Consider the following 17,848-nt stretch of genomic DNA (forward strand, 5'->3'; position numbering starts at 1 on the left):
CGTGACCCGCGCCTCTGCAATAGACAACGCCGCCCAGTTTTTCGACACCGGTCAATTTGCAACAGAACTTAGCGAACTGGTTGCCCATGAGACGGAGAGCCAGACACAAGAAAAAGCCGCGGAGCTTCCGCGCTATCTTGAGGAAGCCCTCGTTCCGCGCCTGAGCAGACTCGGGTTCTCCTGTGAAATCTACCCGAACCCTGTGCACGATGCCGGACCGATCTTGGTTGCAGAGCGCATCGAGGACGACACGCGTCCGACAATCCTGTCCTACGGGCATGGCGACGTGATCCGCGCGCAAACGGATCAATGGCGCGACGGGCTTCACCCATTTCGACTGGTTGATGAGTGCGACCGCCTCTATGGACGCGGAACAGCCGACAATAAGGGGCAGCATCTCATCAATTTGGCGGCGCTGAGCGCTGTCATTGAGGCCCGTGGAGCGCTCGGCTTCAACATGCGCATTCTCATTGAAATGGGCGAAGAAATGGGATCACCGGGGTTGTCGGAGTTTTGCGCCAAGCACAAGGACAACCTAGCCGCAGACGTCCTGATCGCATCGGACGGGCCGCGCCTTCAGTCCGACACGCCCACGTTGTTCATGGGGGCAAGGGGCGGCAATTCGTTCGACCTCATCGTTGATCTAAGAGACGGCGCGCACCATTCGGGTAACTGGGGCGGTTTGCTTGCCGACCCCGCGATGATCCTTGCACAAGCCCTCTCGACGATCACCGATGTGCGGGGCCAAATCCAAATACCAGAATGGCGGCCGACCAGCCTGACTGAAGACATCCGGGACACCCTGCGCAACTTGCCGGTTGGCGGGGATGGTGGTCCGAAGATTGACGAGAATTGGGGAGAGGAAGGCCTGACACCGGCCGAACGCGTCTTCGGCTGGAACAGTTTTGCGGTCCTCGCAATGAAAAGCGGTGTCCCCGAGGCACCGGTCAACGCGATCTCGGGATTTGCCATAGCCGCCTGCCAGCTCCGCTTCGTTGTTGGCACTAACCAATCCGATATCCTGCCCGCCCTTCGACGCCACCTTGATGCGAGAGGTTTTGAGATCGTTCAGATCAAGCCTCATGACCGCAGCTTCTTTGATGCAACGCGAACGTCGCCCAACCATCCGTGGGTGTCTTTTGTCGCGCGTTCGCTTGAAAAAACGTGTGGGAAGCCACCCCATGTCCTGCCAAATCTCGCCGGTTCCTTGCCCAACGAGGTCTTTTCCGATTTGCTCGGTCTCCCAACGGTTTGGGTGCCGCACTCCTATCGCGGCTGTTCGCAGCACGCGCCAAACGAGCACGTGTTAAAGTCAGTTTCGCGTGATGCATTGCGCGCAATGGCCGGGCTTTTTTGGGATATTGGCGACCTTGCCAGGTCGCTCTGATCCCGCGCCACAAAGGACTTCATCCGTACCTGGATCGGGCGTGTATCGCATATCTGACTGTAAATGACCGCTTTCACAGATTGGTAGAGTTGCTCTCGCATATGCAGCGAAAGTCAGCTTCCCGCCCAGACTTCAATTTAGGCATGTCTGCTTCTGGCTGTCTGCAGCCTTCCGGCACAAGCGTGCCAATTGCGGGAAAATCCGCAAGACATCTTCAGCGCTTTTCAACTCTGGGTCTGCCATCCCTCCCAACGCGGTCATTAATTTAAGCAGCTAGGGCATGTGTAAAATTGGCCTACTAGATTCTTAGTTCCACAGACGTTCGGCAAAGGCCAAATCCTGCTCCCGCAACCAATACTTCCTAGTTAGATATCAAACACTTAGCGCCCCAAGGGGCGCTTTCTGCGTTCAGGGCCACTGCACAACTGGAAGCTCTCTGGAAGCATTAGGGACTAAAAAATACGCTGCTGGTCCCCAACGGTATTTTGCGTCACCCTGGTACAAGGTCTTCAAGTTCCGGCATCAGAACAACGCTTTCCTGTTCGTTCGGGTCCGTGCGTGCGATAACTGCAACTGCGGGTTCATTCCCATCGTTGAACGGAAGGTGCGGAGTGTTTGATGGTATATAGATCAGGTCTCCTGCTTGCGTTTCCATAACGTGTTCTAGCCTGTCGCCCCAATACATCTTAGCAGACCCGGAAATCACATAAATCGCGGTTTCATGTGTCTCATGTTTATGCGCCCTGGCGCGCCCTCCGGGCGGGACCGTGAGCAGATGCATGCAGATAGCTTGGCTTCCTACCGTCTGTCTGGCGATGCCTTCGAAGTAATCGAACCCCTGTTTCCCGGAATAGGTTTCGCCGGGGTGCAGTTTCGCACAATCCGCCATCTAGGTATTCCTTCCTAAGATTTGAGCGAGAGAATGATACGCCAGCTTCGCCTGGAAACGTAGGGAAATCAGAAGCGGGTTTTGGGCGGAGATTCTAACGAGCCTTATGAACGAACCGCATACCGGGTGATACGGCCTGAGATACATAAGGACGAAGAAACCCACGTTTGCGGACGTTACTCATACCAAACTGTGCACGTAGCCATGACAGGTCCGTACCTCGACCCTCCTCCAAAATCTTCCCTGTTGGGCGGTCACATGGCGTATTGCCATTGAAGACCTTTGGAAAGATTTCATTACCTCGGGTCAGAGAAAGGGTCCGGAGGGGTATTCAATCGCAGATGCCGCATGAATGCCCGTGCGATCCTTGGAACCGGTTTTTGATCAGAGACCACAAAATGGCCCCGGTACCGCATAAGAGATTCAAATCGGACAAATGCCAGGTCGGGAGATCGGTAATGGTAGACGGGAAAGGGATTGATAACAGACAGCCCCAATCCTTCGCGCGCCATGTCGGCAGCGGCAAATGAGGTTGAAACTTCGGCAACGATCCTCGGTTTGGCCCGCACCTGTTGAAGCAACCGGTCCAGCTGCCCGCGCCGCCCGTGTCGATATGTCAGTGCGATCAACTCTTGCTCATGCAGGTCTGAAGGCGTCAGAACGGTGCGTTCAGACAGAGGATGTTCAGGGCGCATGACGCAAACGGCAGGTGACTCGCGAAATGGAATAAGTTTGATGCCAGCGCGGCTTTGTTCAATCCCGGTCACGGCAAGATCAAATCGATTCTCAAGCACGCCTAGCGTGACCATATCTGATGTTGTCACCTCAAGGTTTACGAAAAAACCGGGATTCCCGCGAATGAAACTGGCGATGAGGGAAACGATGTATCGATGAGCGTAGCTGGGTGGTGCAACGAGACGCAGTGTTTCTTGCACTGTTTCGCCCGGGCCATCGATCCTGTCCAAAGCCTCGAACAAAGGATCCAATCGCATATTCAGCCTTACGGCTTCTTGCGTCGGTCGCAATCTGCCTGCATCCCGTTCGAACAGTGTTCTACCCAACCGATCCTCTAGGCTGCTGACCGAGCGACTGACCGCAGACTGAGACAAGCCGAGCTGTCGTGCGGCGGCTGCTGTTGTTCCAGACTGCATGAGCGCACGGAGCGCCTGGTATTCCGGCAAAGAATGCCAGTTGCGAGGTTTCTTCATTGCTGGGCACCCGCATGATTCCGACTAGCTCTATGAGTAAAACTCATCAAGATTTTTTACAATTATGATGATTACGTCTGTTAGCGTGTGTCGAAATGACACTAACCTGGGTAAAGTGAGTTTGAGCACCTCCCCTCTTATCATTGATGGGCACAATGATGTTCTGTCAAAACTGGCCTCGTCAGGTGGTCTGCCCGAAGCGGGCCGTTTCCTGACCGGGCTCGAAGGTGCGATTGACTCTGTTAAATCCAAGGCCGGTGGATTTGGCGGAGGCTTCTTTGCCGTTTGGGTGCCTTCGCCTATCGATGCCGATGCAAAAATGGAAGAAATGGTCCAGCCCAGCTATGATCTGCCGCTTCCCAATCATATTGACGCTGAAGATGCTCTGCCCTCAGCGCTGGGGCAGATTGCGATCCTGCTGGAACTGGAACGTTTGGGGGCGTTGAAAGTGGTTCGATCGGTTTCGGATATCCGGAACAGCTTGGCACAAGGCCAGATGGCGGCCATTTTTCACATTGAGGGCGCCGAGGCGATTGATGCCGATCTGCATTCGCTTGACGTGTTTCATGCAGCGGGGTTGCGATCGCTTGGGCCAGTGTGGAGCCGACCCAACATTTTCGGCCATGGTGTGCCGTTTAGATATCCATCGGGGCCGGATACTGGCCCTGGATTGACAGATCATGGACTGCGGCTTGTGCAGCGTTGCAACGCGCTGGGGATCATGCTGGATTTGTCGCATCTCAATGAAAATGGTTTCTGGGATGTAGCGCGGTATTCGGATGCGCCTTTGGTCGCCACGCATTCGAATGCCCATGCCATCTGTCCGCACGCGCGGAATCTGACCGATGACCAGCTTCGCACCATCGCGGAAAGCGACGGGATGGTCGGGTTGAATTTTGCCACTGCGTTTCTGCGCGAGGATGGTCGGATGCTTTCCGATGTGCCGTTGACGCAGGTTCTGAAGCACCTTGACCACCTGATCGGGATAATGGGTGAAGACCGGGTCGGGCTTGGGTCCGATTATGACGGGGCAGTCGTGCCGGACGACGTGAAGGACGTCTCGATGCTGCCTCGATTGAGGGATGCCATGGTGACCCATGGATACGGCGAAGAGCTCATCAAGAAGCTCTGCCACGAAAACTGGTTGCGTGTTCTTGAGAAGACCTGGGGATCGTAACCGTTAGTGAAGACTTGATGACAGAGAGGACAAAATGAACGCATTTAACAGATTGCTTACCGGTGCGGCGCTGGGATTAGCGCTGGCCGTGACCTCGACTTCGGCAATGGCCGAAACGCCGCCGAACATGCTGGTTATTGCGCATCGTATCGACGATATCACGACGCTGGATCCGGCCGAAAGCTTTGAGTTTGCGGGTTCGGATGTCAGCCGGAATGTCTATCAGAAGCTGGTGAACTTCGACCCGCTCAATCTGGATGCCGGCTATCAGCCCGACATCGCTGAAAGTTGGGATGTGTCTGAAGACGGCAAATCGATTACCTTCAATATCAGGGAAGGACTGACCTTTCATTCCGGGAATCCGGTGACGGCCGAAGATGTTGAATTTTCACTGCGTCGTGCGATCATTCTAAACAAGACCCCGGCATTTATCCTGACCCAGTTTGGGTTCACGCCGGAAAATGTCGAACAAACGATTGTCGCGGATGGCAACACTCTGACAATCACAACGGACAAACCCTATGCGACATCCTTCGTTCTGAACTGTCTGACCGCTACCATCGGCGGCATTGTTGATAAGAAGACGGTGATGGAACACGACAAGGATGGCGATCTGGGCAACGAATGGCTCAAGACCAATACTGCTGGATCTGGGGCTTATAGCCTGGTCAGTTGGAAGCCCAATGAAAGCGTAACACTGAAGTCGAACCCCGATTTCTATTTGGGTGCTCCGGCCATGGAGCGCGTGGTTGTCCGTCACGTTCAGGAAAGCGCCAGCCAGCGCCTGTTGCTGGAACGTGGTGATATCGATGTCGCGCGCAACCTGAATCCAGAAGATGTTGCCGGCGCTTCATCTGTTGCCGGCGTAAAGATTGCAGACGAGCTTAAGGGCCGCCTGATGTATGTTTCGCTGAGCCAGAAACACCCTGAGCTGAGCAAGCCTCAGGTTCGGCAGGCGTTCAAGTATCTGGTTGACTATGAAGGGATGCGCGACAGCTTCCTGAAAGGGCAATACACGATCCACCAGAATTTCCTGCCCCAAACCTATCTCGGTGCCTCTGACGAGACGCCGTTTAGCTTTGATGTGGAAAAGGCCAAGGCCCTGCTGGATGAAGCAGGTGTAAGCGGGCTTGAGATCGAAGTTGGTGTGCGTGAAGCGCAGGAACGGATCGAAATCGCCCAGTCGCTACAGAATGCGCTGAGTCAGGTTGGCATCACGATGAACATCACCGTGGGGACCGCCAAACAAATTTTGGCGCGGTATCGTGCGCGGGAACTGGATGTTTACCTTGGCGCATGGGGGCCGGACTATCCCGACCCGCAGACGAACGCAGGTACCTTTGCCTATAACCCGGATAATTCGGACGAAGCCAATGCCACAGGATTGCTGGCTTGGCGGAATTCTTGGGATACCGGCGGGTTGACCGACAAAACGGACGCGGCTGTTGTCGAGAACGACACCGCGAAACGGGCTGACATGTACAAGGAAATCCAGGCCGAGTTCCGCGAGACTTCGCCGTTTGTCATCATGTTCCAGCAGATTGAGCAATCGGCCCTGCGTGAAAACGTGACGAATTTCTCAACCGGTCAGGCGATCACTTCGGCGTCGTATTGGCAGGTGACCAAGTAAATGGCACTGGCCGAAAGACCAACTGAGGGGCGCCGCTCGGCGCCTCTTATCCATTGGATCAAGAGTGTCCTGAAAACTCTTGGCACTATCGCAATTACGATGCTGGGTCTGCTTTTCGTGACCTTCATCATCGGTCGCGTGATGCCGATCGACCCGGTGCTGGCGATCGTAGGCGAACGCGCATCGCAATCGACTTATGATGCGGTCTATCAACAGCTTGGCCTTGATAAACCGCTGTTGGTTCAGTTTGGATATTATATTTGGGATGTTCTGCACGGCGATTTTGGCGATTCACTTCTGAATGCCCGCCCGGTTTCTCAGGATATTGCCCGCGTCTTCCCAGCCACGCTGGAATTGGCGACTTTGGGCGTTCTGATTGGAATCTTTCTGGGTGTTCCGCTTGGTGTGATCGCCGCAGTCAAGCGCGGATCGTGGATCGATCAGATCGCCCGTGTGGTCGCGCTTGTCGGGTATTCAATGCCAATCTTCTGGCTGGGGCTCATGGGGCTTCTGGTCTTCTACGGGATACTCGGCTGGGTCGGTGGCCCGGGCCGCCTGGATATCTTCTACGAGGACATAGTGCCCTCACGCACTGGGCTGATTTTGGTAGACAGTGCCTTGGCCCAGGATTGGGATGTCTTCCGCAATGCGTTGTCCCATATCATCCTGCCCGCGGCATTGCTGGGGTACTACTCGCTTGCCTATATCAGCCGGATGACCCGATCCTTCATGCTGGAACAGTTGTCAGCCGAGTATGTCATCACCGCCCGCGTCAAAGGGCTGTCTGAAAGACAAGTTATCTGGCGCCACGCCTTCAAGAATATCCGGGTGCAGCTGATCACAGTGATCGCACTAAGCTATGCCAACTTGTTGGAAGGGTCAGTTCTGACCGAGATCATCTTTAGCTGGCCGGGGATCGGCAGCTATATCACGACGGCTTTGCTGAGCGCCGATATGAATGCCGTTCTTGGAGGAACCGTTGTGGTCGGGCTGATCTTTATCTGCCTGAACATATTCTCGGATCTTCTTTACCGTTTCTTTGATCCGAGGTCGAAATGAGCGACATGACCTTGCGCCAGTGGCTGCTGACCGACGAGCCGACTTCGCGCCGCCATGCCAGATTGGCCAGCTTCTACAAAGGCTGGCTGACTTTGCGATCAAACTCGATGGCAATGGTCGGGTTTGCGATCCTTGTCATCCTTGTTCTGACAGCGGTCTTTGCGCCTTTTCTCGCGCCGCATGATCCCTTTGTTCAGAGCCTGTCCAGCCGTCTTCTTCCCATCGGGGCTGAAGGCCACTTGCTGGGAACCGACAGCCTGGGGCGGGATATTCTGTCACGCCTGATCTATGGGGCCCGAATTACACTGTACATCGTGGCGCTGGTGGCGCTCATCGCACCGATTGCGGGGCTTCTGGTCGGGACGGTTGCGGGATATGTGGGGGGATGGACGGATGTGATCCTCATGCGCATCACGGATATTTTCCTCGCTTTTCCACGACTTGTTCTGGCGCTGGCATTTGTCGCAGCGCTTGGGGCAGGGATTGAAAACGCGGTTCTGGCAATCTCACTCACGGCGTGGCCGCCCTATGCACGTATGGCGCGTGCAGAAACCCTGACCATCCGGTCAACCGACTATATCAACGCGATACGCCTTCAGGGTGCCGGGCCGCTGCGCATCATCACCCGGCATATCTGGCCGCTTTGCATTTCATCTTTGATCGTGCGTGTCACGCTGGATATGGCCGGGATCATTTTGGCTGCCGCCGGCCTTGGTTTTCTGGGGTTGGGGGCACAACCTCCAAGCCCGGAATGGGGTGCCATGATATCCGAGGGTCGAAGGTTCATCCTTGACCACTGGTGGGTGGCCACGGTGCCGGGGCTCGCAATTTTCACGGTTTCGCTGGCCTTCAACCTGTTGGGTGACGGGCTGCGGGACGCGCTTGATCCAAAGGACGGTGGGCAATGAACTTACTCGACATCGAAGATCTGTGGGTTCGTTTCCCAACCCGTCAGGGCGTGTTTGACGCCGTGCGGGGCGTGTCGTTTTCGCTGGGGCGCGAGCGTCTGGGGATCGTCGGCGAAAGCGGCTCGGGCAAGTCGATGACGGGACGGGCCATTCTGCGCCTGATCCGAAATCCGGGTATCGTGGAGGCCAAACACATCAATTTGGAAGGCCGAGACCTGATGAAGCTCAGCGAGCGCGAGATGCGTGAGGTGCGAGGCAAGCAGATCTCCATGGTGATGCAGGACCCCAAGTTTTCTCTGAACCCGGTGGTCACCGTTGGCGAGCAACTCATGGAAGCATACCTTCAACACAATTCCGGCTCTAAGGCCCATGCGAAAAAGATGGCTATTGAGATGTTGGACAATGTCTCAATCCGTGATCCTGAGCGGGTGATGCGGGCATACCCGCATGAGGTGTCCGGAGGCATGGGGCAGCGGATTATGATTGCGATGATGTTGATTCCCAACCCCAAGATACTGATTGCCGACGAACCAACTTCGGCACTTGATGTCAGCGTTCAGCGGCAGGTGCTGAATATCATGGACGGATTGGTCAAGGAACGGGGGATGGGCCTGATATTCATCAGCCACGACCTGAATCTGGTGTCTGAATTCTGCGACCGTGTTCTCATCATGTATTCGGGTCGCATCGTCGAGGTTTGCGAGGCTGACAAGCTGCATCAGGCCCAACATCCCTATACCCAGGGCTTGCTGAACTCGCTGCCGCGCCTTGACGAAAAATGCACTCACCTGAGTGTTCTCACACGCGATCCGTCGTGGTCCGAAGCCCCGAGCGTGAGGGGCTGAAATGAAGGCACTGGAAATCAACCATCTGAATGTCTGGTTTGGTCATGCACACGACCGGGTCGATGCGGTGAAAGACGCAAACCTTGAAGTCGCTCAAGGCGAGAGTTTTGGCCTTGTGGGCGAAAGCGGGTCCGGCAAGTCGACAATTCTGAGGGCAATAACCGGACTTGCACCGCAATGGTCGGGCACAATCCGCGTAGAAGGCCACGCGATATCCGGGTCCCGGCGGGATCGATCATTCTTTCGAACCGTCCAAATGGTGTTTCAAGACCCCTACGCCTCTTTGCATCCGCGGCACACTGTTGATCAGGTCCTCAGTGAAACTATTCATCTGCATGGGTTTGGGGATATCGATAAACGCGTGAGCGATTTGCTCAACGACGTCGGACTTGGGCAAAGATTCCGGTTCCGGTATCCACACCAGCTTTCCGGTGGTCAACGACAACGCGTGGCAATCGCAAGGGCCTTGGCAGGTGAGCCGGATATCTTGCTTTTAGACGAACCCACGTCAGCTTTGGATGTCAGCGTTCAGGCCGAGGTTCTCAACCTGTTGACTGACCTGCGCAAACAGCGCGGATTGACCTATCTGATGGTGTCTCACGATCTTCCGGTTATCGCACATATGTGCGAGCAGTTGGCGGTTATGAGGAATGGTGAAATTGTTGAGGTCATGTCCTCGGAAACTTTGCGTTTGGGGAACCCAAGCCACGAGTATTCCAAGCAATTGTTGACCGCGTCTGTTGCTCCGAACCAATAACGAATGTTCATTCAATCTGGGGTTTGTCCTTCACACGATTAATTCGGGGGTCAGACAATAGGATCCTTTGGCATTTCTGGTGTGGATTCATCCCTATTTCGATAGGGAACGCGACAACACTACAGCGATCGAGATATTGGAAACGTTTACAAATTGTGTAACCGTGAAGCATGCAGGAAATGCAATATAAATTTTAGCAACGAGGTCACTGATGAAAAGCAAGGTGCAAAACTTGGCGATTGCGGTTGCGTTACTGATCGCGCCACCTGTTTCAGCCCAGCAATCTGATTGGTCTTTTTCGGGCACAGCTTATCTGTTCATGGCTGAAACGGATATTTCCCTTGCAACACCAAGTGGAACAATCGACGGCACGTTGAGTTTTTCAGACGCTCTCGAAAACCTGGATTTTGCGTTTATGGGCAGTATTTCCGCGTCTAACGGGCGCTGGTTGTTGCTTGCGGATTACAACTACACCGATTTGGCGTTTAGTAACTCAACTCCCGGCCCGGCGTTTTCGAGTTTGGATACCTCTGCCACCACGCAGTTTCTCAGCGGCTATGTCGGTTACCATGTTTATGAGACACCCGCGATCAGCGTGGCCTTAGCAGGCGGGTTCAGGTGGTTCAGCACGGAAACCACGTTCCGATTGCAACCTGGGGTCGCTGCTGGGCGAAGTGTGACGACCGACGACAACTGGACTGATCCGGTCGTCGCTGCCCGTGCAAGAGTTCGGATATCTGACAAATGGTCAGGGAGCGGGTTCGTGGATTATGGCGGGTTTCGGAGCGGTAGCGAAACCTGGCAAGTTTTGCTGACTGCAGATTATGAAATCAATGACAGATGGCTGATCCGCGGCGGCTACCGGTATATTTCCTTCGATCATGAGATCAACGGCAATGATTTCAGGTTTGACCAGTCCGGCCCGCTGCTGGGCGCAACGTACAGGTTCTGAAGACAACGTCAGGCGCATCCCTGATACTAACCTATGTTGCAACAGCGGCTGAACGCGGTTGTTTCTAAGGGCTGTCGTCGCTCGATAGTCCAGAAACGCACTGTCTGATTTCAAATAAGCTTTTGCTTTTTATGATTATTTTTTACTTTGGTAAATGGCGGAGACGAAGGGATTCGAACCCTCGAGACCCTTCCGGGCCTACTCCCTTAGCAGGGGAGCGCCTTCGACCACTCGGCCACGTCTCCGCCGACGGGTATATCCGTGCAAGCAACGGAAATACAAGGTCAATTCCGCAAAGTTTGGTTTTTTTTGCAGATCTGTCCGAACTCTTTGAAATAGAACGGAATCGCACCGGTTTGCATACACCATTTGTAAGTACGGGTTCACTTTCTTCAGGCCCGATGCAGTTCGTAATATCCTTAGAATCGCGGGCCTTGCCTGTGGCATCTGGCCTGATGTACGAGAATTTGAACGTGGCAAGTCTACAGCGGAGTTCAAGTGCTCGGTTGGCTTTGCAACGTGGAACCGGGTCACGAGTTTTTGCGTGATTGCGTTCCGTGCGCCAGTGCGAACCCAACAACTTATTGAAAAAGCATAGAAAACACATTCTCTTTTTGGAAGTCACGATCCGGTAACGCCGTGATGCGAATCGTTCTTTCGTCGTTGAGGAGAACATCATGTCGCAACATACCGTTCCGTCTGAACCATGGCAGAACCCTGACGAAGCCAATCAAAAGGTAGGCCGGGGTCGACGCCGTTTGAGTGTGTTGGCGCGTTCCACTCAGGAGGTTTTCAAGGATCACAACGGTGAATCGGACCTTTTTGAAGGGACATGGCCCACGAATTTCTCGAAGGGTTTGCGTCATGACGTGAACGGAATTGTCGACGCGCAGGTCTATACCGAGTTTCTGGAAGAAGTGGCGGATCCGACCTGCACCGACAATCATGGCAATCGGTTGGCGTTGTTCGACACGCCAGCCTATTCCGGGCCCTTCCGCACCGCGCCATCAGAGGGTGGTGAATTTAGGTGGCGTGCGTGGGAAGGGCCAATCCTGGGCCATCGGCTTGGTCTCAACGGATGTGACGCGGGGGGGGTGGGAATTGCACCCGCGCCCCGGCTTGGATCGGATGAGTTGGCGGCGGAGATGGCCGAGATTTACGCGATGGCCTATCTGCGGGATGTGCCGTTCGAATCCATCAGGGATGGTGCCGGTGATGCGGCCAACGTGGCGGGTGCCCTTTGTCAGATGGAATGGTTCCGTCGCGATGGCAGCCCTCGGGACGCTGATGGCGCAGAGATTGGAAAGGTTTCGGCGGCGCGGCGGGTTCGGGACGGTGGCGGCCTGACCCCTCAAACCCTGTTTCGCGGTTGCTCACAGGGCTGTGCACAGGGACCGTATCTGTCGCAGTTCCTGGTACAAGGCCACGATCCACTGACAGCAGATCAAGCGCGCCGACAAAAGCAAAAGCTGACGCAGGCAATGGCCGTCGGGGCTGTTCCCTTCGGCGCTTTGAGGATCGACCAGAAAATCCAGCCGCAGGCGGCGGGCGTGGACTATCTGCGGGATTGGGCTGAGTGGCTGGACGTTCAAAACGGGGCGGACACGACGGCTGAACAAGCCTTTGAGAGCGAGGGAACGAAATTCATTGAAACACCGCGCGACCTTGCCTCTTACGTGCATTTTGACAGAATTTATCAGGCTTTTTTCAATGCCTGCCTGCTGATGCTGGGACAGGGCACGCCGACAGATGAAGGTTTGCCCGAGGATGGATATGCCGGTGTGCGTGATCCAGGCTCTGCCTGGGGCGGCGCGCACGTACTGTCCCTGTTGACGGAAGCCGGGGCACGGGCCCTGAGGGCCGCGAAACGCCAGACGTTTCAGGTGCACAATCGTGCCCGGCCTGAAAAGCTGGGCAGTGTTACGAGTTTGATGGCGAACGGTCACGGCGCAACCCTTGGCGCGGCCGAGCCTTTTGCCGCGACCCATCTGGGAAAACTCGAAGCGGCGACAAGCGAAGGTTTCAGCCTTATGGATGCAATCGCCGCTTCGCCTTCGGTGAAGCGGTTTGCGCATAACGCCATTTCCCATAAGGGCTTGCCGCGAAATGACCGTAACTTGCTGCTTCCGGTTGCTTACCCCGAAGGGTCGCCAATGCACCCGTCTTATGGGGCGGCTCATGGTGCCGTTGCCGGGGCATGCGTCACAGTGCTCAAGGCTTTCTTCAGAACGCACGCTTTGGATGGATTACGGGTTTCTTTGGCTGCGGCTGGTCTGCCTCGGGTCCTTGTGCCAGCTGCGGGGGGTAAGACCCTGATCGACTCGACCCGACCGGAAGACAGTGCAGACTGCCTGACGCTGAATGGCGAGCTGAACAAGCTGGCTGCGAATATTGCACTTGGGCGCAATCTGGCAGGGGTTCATTTCTATAGCGATTATTTCGACAGTATCCGGATGGGTGAGCGTATCGCGGTCGGAATACTGGCAGAGCATATGGCAAAATCACCGACGTCATCGAAAGTGTCGCTGGAGACTTTTGACGGCGATCATCTCAGCATCTCGGGAAAACGGTCTTCTGGCAGTGAAATCCACGTAGCCAATAGTTCGCCTGAATTGTGGTGGACCCGCCACCTGCCAGAGCAGGCAGGTTGGGGCGGATGAGGTTTCAGATTTTTTCGGAGGGAGATTTTTCATGATGCTTACGTACCCGTCAACGATGATGATCTCTCGAACCAGGCTGGAACTGCCGTGGCAAGTATTGATGGCAGATCAGCCCTGCGTTTCAGATACAGATCGGTGTTCGGTGATGGCTGTTTTTCAATCTCCAGGTTGCGCCGATAGGGGGGTGAGTGAAGCCGCCCTGTCGGACTGGAACTCGAGAATTGAAGGGTTCTTTGATGGCAATGGAGTGAGCCCGTTCCTGGTCATGGACCCAGACGACATCGTCGATGGTCAGATATCGACGGGGTTCAAATGGTCTGCCAACCCGCGCGAGCCCCGGGATTGTCTGGGCGAGGATCTGGCCGCCAGTCTTTCGGATCAGGGTTGGGCAAGCAGGGCTGAGCTGCACAATGAATTTCTGGAATATGCGCTGATTTTACGGCCCGGTTCCGACGGCAAAATGCGGCCGAAGCGCTTTGTCGCTACGACCGAACTGATGGAGTGGTGGAGAACCATGGCAGTGTTCGATCTGGATCACTTCCTTTCGGTCGTTGAAACCGTATCCAGATGTTCATATTCCTGCGAAGAGTTGTTCGGGGTTTCGCGAGCAGACTGGTGCGCATTGGATGTGCCTCAACGCATTGCTCGTTTTCACAAAAGACTGGTGGGAACAGATTTTGCCCACCCACCAGAGCATCCGTTGAATATCGAACATGCTTTGTTCATGATCAGAGAAACGAACAGCCTGAGCGACCTGATCGCTACAATGCATCTTTCCTCATTCCCATATGTTGTCGGCAATGGTGAAAACAGAAGGCCCGCGCGGCTTGATGAAGTGTTACATTTTGCCGACCGGAAGGATTTGTATTGTCGCCATGCGGGATCTGGGTTGGCGGGTGAAGCCCTTGATCTGGCCTTCTCCAGGGGCACAGCGACACCGACAGGGCGCGCGATGGCGTTCGCGAATCCTCTGGGGCTTTATATTCGGGCGTTTCACATGTCCGAACTCTTCGTGGATGCGGTGAATGTGCCGACAGATTGGGTGCGTTATCCGCGCGGTGAAGCGGGAATGCCCATGCGCCTTGAGTTCGGGCCGGGCGACGATGATCCGCGGTTTCTGGACGATATCACCATGGGAACAGGGTCGACCGCACGGCCTGCGTCGGGTTATGCGCTTGCCGGCCTGATCGAGGTTGGCCCTTTGATAACAGTGGCGGCCAATCCACGCGCGATCACAAGGGTCGAATTTGTTGAAGTCCCGCCAGTTGATCCAAGCGACATCGTTTGTGGACTGCCGGAAACCCAACGATGCAAACAGATTTCTGAATTTGCGGACCGGACTGAAACCGAGGTCTCTGGCAAACTGGCGCTAACTCGCCAATTCAGTCACTGACAAAGGTTTCAAACCGGCACGGCTTTGACAACGGGCAAAGGTATTTCCGGCGCGGTCATATCGAATATGGCAATCGGGCGACCGGCAGCGTTGGCCGCCGCTGTCAATACAGTCATCAGCGTCGGGTCGGGACTCTGCCAGGCGTCCACATCGAAAAAGGATGCCGGAGTTGTCGGGCGATCGGTTCGCGCGCCGCGATACAGTCGGAACAAGCGCGCCTGTTCCTCATTCATCGCGTCATCTGTCACGCCGGTGTGGTCAAGGGTCACCATGTTGCGCCAGGACACAACCGCTTCGCATGCCGCGTGCCAGACACCTGTCGTCAGATCGGCGGAAAAAGCCGTTCCATAGGTTGGTCGCCCGCCATCCGCATCGGCGCAGACCGCACGCAATAGCAGGCCGACGCCCGAAACCATCCGAACGTGAACGCTCAGATGACGCAGGTAGGTGTTCAGCCAGCTGGTCACGTCGCGCGGCAACGCTGTTTCGGGCAACACCTGGTCGAACCCGTGTGGTCCAAGCGCGTGTTCCAGACATTCAAGCACCGCCCACAGCGCAGCGGCCTCATGCGTTGGTCCCGCTGCGGCCCCCTTCGACGTGATCTGTCCGTTGCTGCCCTGCGCACCCAGAGCAAGGGCATCATTTGGCAGAACATGCGTGGCACCATCCGATGAAATCAGGCTTTCGCGGGTTTCAGGCGAATCCGCGCTGTATTGCAGCGCATAACGTTCGATCGCCTCGAATCCCGAAAGCCGCGCGGCTTCGTTCCGGTTACGCGCTGTGCCAAAGGACACGCGATGTTTCATTGCGCCAGCGGGTGGCACTGTTCCGTTTCGCAAATTGATCATGCGAAAGGCGGTGTGGATCGGAGCACTTTTGGGAAATTCAGCAAAAGAAGGTCCGGAAATAATCCCTGCGTTTTCGGCCAGTTCAATCAGCGCGTCGGTCATTTTTGTTTCCGGATAGGTATGTAACGGGTTATACAAATGGTTGTGGTTGTTAAGAAAGGACTTTTAGTATGGCTCGTTTGACTATTAATCCGAAATACACACTTAAGGATCTTGGGTGTGAAGTTCTGAACGCCGCCCGGAGCAACGCGCTGGGATCACAAGAGGGTCGCGACGCGGCTGAGCGACAGATTCATGAAATCCTTGCTGATGTCGGTAATCCTGCAGTGGAGTTTGTTTATGATTCCAAGAACAAGGTTCATATCGTAATCCCTGATCTGAGCGATAAAGAGCCAGACCCAAATCCCGATCACGAGTCATGGTGCTGCAAGCTGGCCTATGAAGCGATGGGTGGCATTGTCGTTTATGGCTGTGGTTCCTGATCGCAGTATCTGAACTTGCCTGAGGAGTTTATTTGAGTAAGGCAAAAACCAAGATATTCCTGACCGGTCCGTTTCAGGTGATTTGCAACGACGGCCAGGATGCAACACCACGCGGCACCAAGGCGAAAGCGCTTCTCGCCTTGGTGTTGTTGTCTAAGAATGCTGTTCGCAGCAGGGCCTGGCTGCAAGACAAGCTTTGGAGCAAAAGCTCACCTGCACAGGGTGCGGCCTCGTTGCGCAAGGAACTTAGTGTCCTGACCAAGCATCTGGCCGGGTTCGGTCTGGGGTTTTTGGACATCGGGCGCGAGAATGTCTCCATCGACCTGAAAGCGCTTGAAATTGATTTGTTTGATGAACCGCTTCAACCGGATCGCGCCGAGCTTCTGGAAGGGTTGGATGTTGCAGACCCGGAATTTGAAGACTGGTTGGCAGTTGAACGGCAAGCGTATTGGGACGTTGGTTTTGATGAAAATGCGCCTGTCCCGGTTGGCGCGCGCTTTCCATCCCATTGGGGGCATCAGAGACCTGCAATTGTAGTCGAGCCGTTTGAAGTAATTGGTGACGATAACAATATCAACGTTGCGGCGGCGTCGATACGGGACGAATTGCTTTTCCTCTTGGGTACGTTGTCGGATGTCATCGAATTGCGTGATGCGCGCAGGCAAGAAGGGCCTGTCGACGGCTATATGCTAAGCGGCAGCGTGGTAGCGGCCGAAGGACTGCGGGTGGCGGCACAATTAACATCAACCGTGGATCAGGTGTGCCTATGGACCGAACGTTTCCGGTTTCGGGAAAAGGATACGTTTGACGCCGTTGAAGAAATCGCAATGAAAGTTGTCGAAGCGCTTCAACTACGGCTGCGGGATGGTCACTGGTCCGACATCTGGTCAGCACGCGCCACATCCACCGAAGTTTGGACGGCATTTCAGAATGGTCGCATTCAGGAGAGCCTTACGACCAAGGACGGCCTGTTTCGTGCCATCCGCCAGTATGAGGTCTGTTTGCAGCGCGATCCGGACTATCTGCCTGCGCGGATCGCTGTCGGATTCTGCCGCCTGGATCTGATCCGGTTGGGCATGGAAGATTCGCCGGAAAAAACGCTGGCTCTGGTCGAGGCCGACTGCGCCGTCATGCGTGAAAAACACCCGGCGGATCCTTATTGCGCCGCACTCGAAGCGTTTACCCACAGTGTTGCTGGCCATACTGCCGAGGCTTGCCAGCTGATGCGCAAGGTACTTGAGAGGTTCCACAGCAGCCCCGAATTGCTGGGCTATTATGGTGTCTTGTTGATGTATGATGACCGGCTTGAGGACGGAATAGCCACGTATCGGCAGGCCCTCGCGTTAACGCCGCACCCGCCGATCTGGATCGAGGCGAACCTGTCCATGACCCTTGCCCTCTCCGGAGACAAGGCAGCATGGCAGCACGCGCATAATGTCTTGCGAGTGGACCCCGGCAGCGTGCGGGCGCGGGTTGTGTTATGCATGTTGTCCGCCGCCGCTGGCAACCAGTCACTGGCACGCCGGCACGCCCGTCGCATCCTGGAATTGCAGCCCGGTTTCACGGCAGAGCGCTGGGCCTGGCCGGGCTGTTTCAAAAACAGAAAATACTATGACGAAGGTGCACGACTGTTGGCCGAAGCAGGTCTGTGAT

15 protein-coding genes and 1 tRNA gene are annotated in these 17,848 nt (G+C 55.4%); 12 read left to right on the forward strand and 4 right to left on the reverse strand.

The features are described from left to right. Position 1: 1 nt before the first annotated feature. Complete coding sequence (locus tag ACR3E2_RS15020) at positions 2-1,387, forward strand: M20 family metallopeptidase (protein WP_480472952.1); 1,386 nt, start codon at positions 2-4, stop codon at positions 1,385-1,387. A gap of 490 nt (positions 1,388-1,877) precedes the next feature. Here the strand turns inward: ACR3E2_RS15020 and ACR3E2_RS15025 are convergent, their stop codons facing one another. Beyond that, positions 1,878-2,276, reverse strand: a complete 399-nt coding sequence (locus ACR3E2_RS15025) for a cupin domain-containing protein (protein ID WP_480482942.1) — start codon at positions 2,274-2,276, stop codon at positions 1,878-1,880. 296 nt (positions 2,277-2,572) lie between these two features. Then, positions 2,573-3,484, reverse strand: coding sequence for a LysR family transcriptional regulator (locus tag ACR3E2_RS15030; protein WP_480482944.1), 912 nt, complete (start codon positions 3,482-3,484; stop codon positions 2,573-2,575). A 121-nt stretch (positions 3,485-3,605) separates the two neighbouring features. Here ACR3E2_RS15030 and ACR3E2_RS15035 point away from each other — a divergent pair, with 121 nt between their 5' ends. The 7 genes from ACR3E2_RS15035 (at position 3,606) to ACR3E2_RS15065 (ending at position 10,812) form a co-directional block, all read left to right on the forward strand. Continuing rightward, on the forward strand, positions 3,606-4,661 hold the full coding sequence (locus ACR3E2_RS15035) for a dipeptidase (RefSeq protein ID WP_480482946.1): 1,056 nt from the start codon (positions 3,606-3,608) through the stop codon (positions 4,659-4,661). Between the two features lie 34 nt (positions 4,662-4,695). Then, positions 4,696-6,291 carry an ABC transporter substrate-binding protein gene (locus tag ACR3E2_RS15040; protein WP_480474887.1) on the forward strand — a complete coding sequence of 532 codons (1,596 nt, stop codon included), beginning with the start codon at positions 4,696-4,698 and terminating at the stop codon, positions 6,289-6,291. Next, entirely contained in the window at positions 6,292-7,350 is a 1,059-nt protein-coding gene (locus ACR3E2_RS15045; RefSeq protein WP_480482948.1) for an ABC transporter permease, read from the forward strand. Next, positions 7,347-8,258 carry an ABC transporter permease gene (locus tag ACR3E2_RS15050; RefSeq protein WP_480474889.1) on the forward strand — a complete coding sequence of 304 codons (912 nt, stop codon included), beginning with the start codon at positions 7,347-7,349 and terminating at the stop codon, positions 8,256-8,258. The genes ACR3E2_RS15045 and ACR3E2_RS15050 overlap by 4 nt, the downstream gene beginning before the upstream one ends. Beyond that, positions 8,255-9,103, forward strand: coding sequence for an ABC transporter ATP-binding protein (locus ACR3E2_RS15055; RefSeq protein ID WP_209506685.1), 849 nt, complete (start codon positions 8,255-8,257; stop codon positions 9,101-9,103). The genes ACR3E2_RS15050 and ACR3E2_RS15055 overlap by 4 nt, the downstream gene beginning before the upstream one ends. A 1-nt stretch (position 9,104) precedes the next feature. Beyond that, positions 9,105-9,860 carry an ABC transporter ATP-binding protein gene (locus ACR3E2_RS15060; protein WP_209598733.1) on the forward strand — a complete coding sequence of 252 codons (756 nt, stop codon included), beginning with the start codon at positions 9,105-9,107 and terminating at the stop codon, positions 9,858-9,860. Positions 9,861-10,179: 319 nt separating this feature from the next. Further along, complete coding sequence (locus ACR3E2_RS15065; RefSeq protein ID WP_480492792.1) at positions 10,180-10,812, forward strand: outer membrane protein; 633 nt, start codon at positions 10,180-10,182, stop codon at positions 10,810-10,812. Positions 10,813-10,967: 155 nt separating this feature from the next. Here the strand turns inward: ACR3E2_RS15065 and ACR3E2_RS15070 are convergent. Beyond that, positions 10,968-11,057, reverse strand: a tRNA-Ser gene (locus tag ACR3E2_RS15070). A 432-nt stretch (positions 11,058-11,489) separates the two neighbouring features. Between ACR3E2_RS15070 and ACR3E2_RS15075 the strand changes: the two genes are divergently transcribed. Next, positions 11,490-13,472 (forward strand): phosphatase PAP2 family protein, encoded by a 1,983-nt coding sequence (locus ACR3E2_RS15075; RefSeq protein WP_480482952.1) that lies wholly within the window; start codon positions 11,490-11,492, stop codon positions 13,470-13,472. A gap of 184 nt (positions 13,473-13,656) precedes the next feature. After that, positions 13,657-14,865 carry a hypothetical protein gene (locus ACR3E2_RS15080; RefSeq protein ID WP_480492793.1) on the forward strand — a complete coding sequence of 403 codons (1,209 nt, stop codon included), beginning with the start codon at positions 13,657-13,659 and terminating at the stop codon, positions 14,863-14,865. An 8-nt stretch (positions 14,866-14,873) separates the two neighbouring features. Here the strand turns inward: ACR3E2_RS15080 and ACR3E2_RS15085 are convergent, their stop codons facing one another. After that, positions 14,874-15,815 carry a YcaO-like family protein gene (locus tag ACR3E2_RS15085; RefSeq protein ID WP_480482956.1) on the reverse strand — a complete coding sequence of 314 codons (942 nt, stop codon included), beginning with the start codon at positions 15,813-15,815 and terminating at the stop codon, positions 14,874-14,876. Between the two features lie 68 nt (positions 15,816-15,883). On the opposite strand from ACR3E2_RS15085, the gene ACR3E2_RS15090 reads away from it, so the two are divergent. Beyond that, positions 15,884-16,195 carry a hypothetical protein gene (locus ACR3E2_RS15090; RefSeq protein WP_480482958.1) on the forward strand — a complete coding sequence of 104 codons (312 nt, stop codon included), beginning with the start codon at positions 15,884-15,886 and terminating at the stop codon, positions 16,193-16,195. 32 nt (positions 16,196-16,227) lie between these two features. Further along, positions 16,228-17,847, forward strand: coding sequence for a hypothetical protein (locus tag ACR3E2_RS15095; RefSeq protein WP_480482960.1), 1,620 nt, complete (start codon positions 16,228-16,230; stop codon positions 17,845-17,847). Position 17,848: the final 1 nt, after the last annotated feature.

This window comes from Ruegeria sp. AL7 (genome assembly GCF_056536105.1).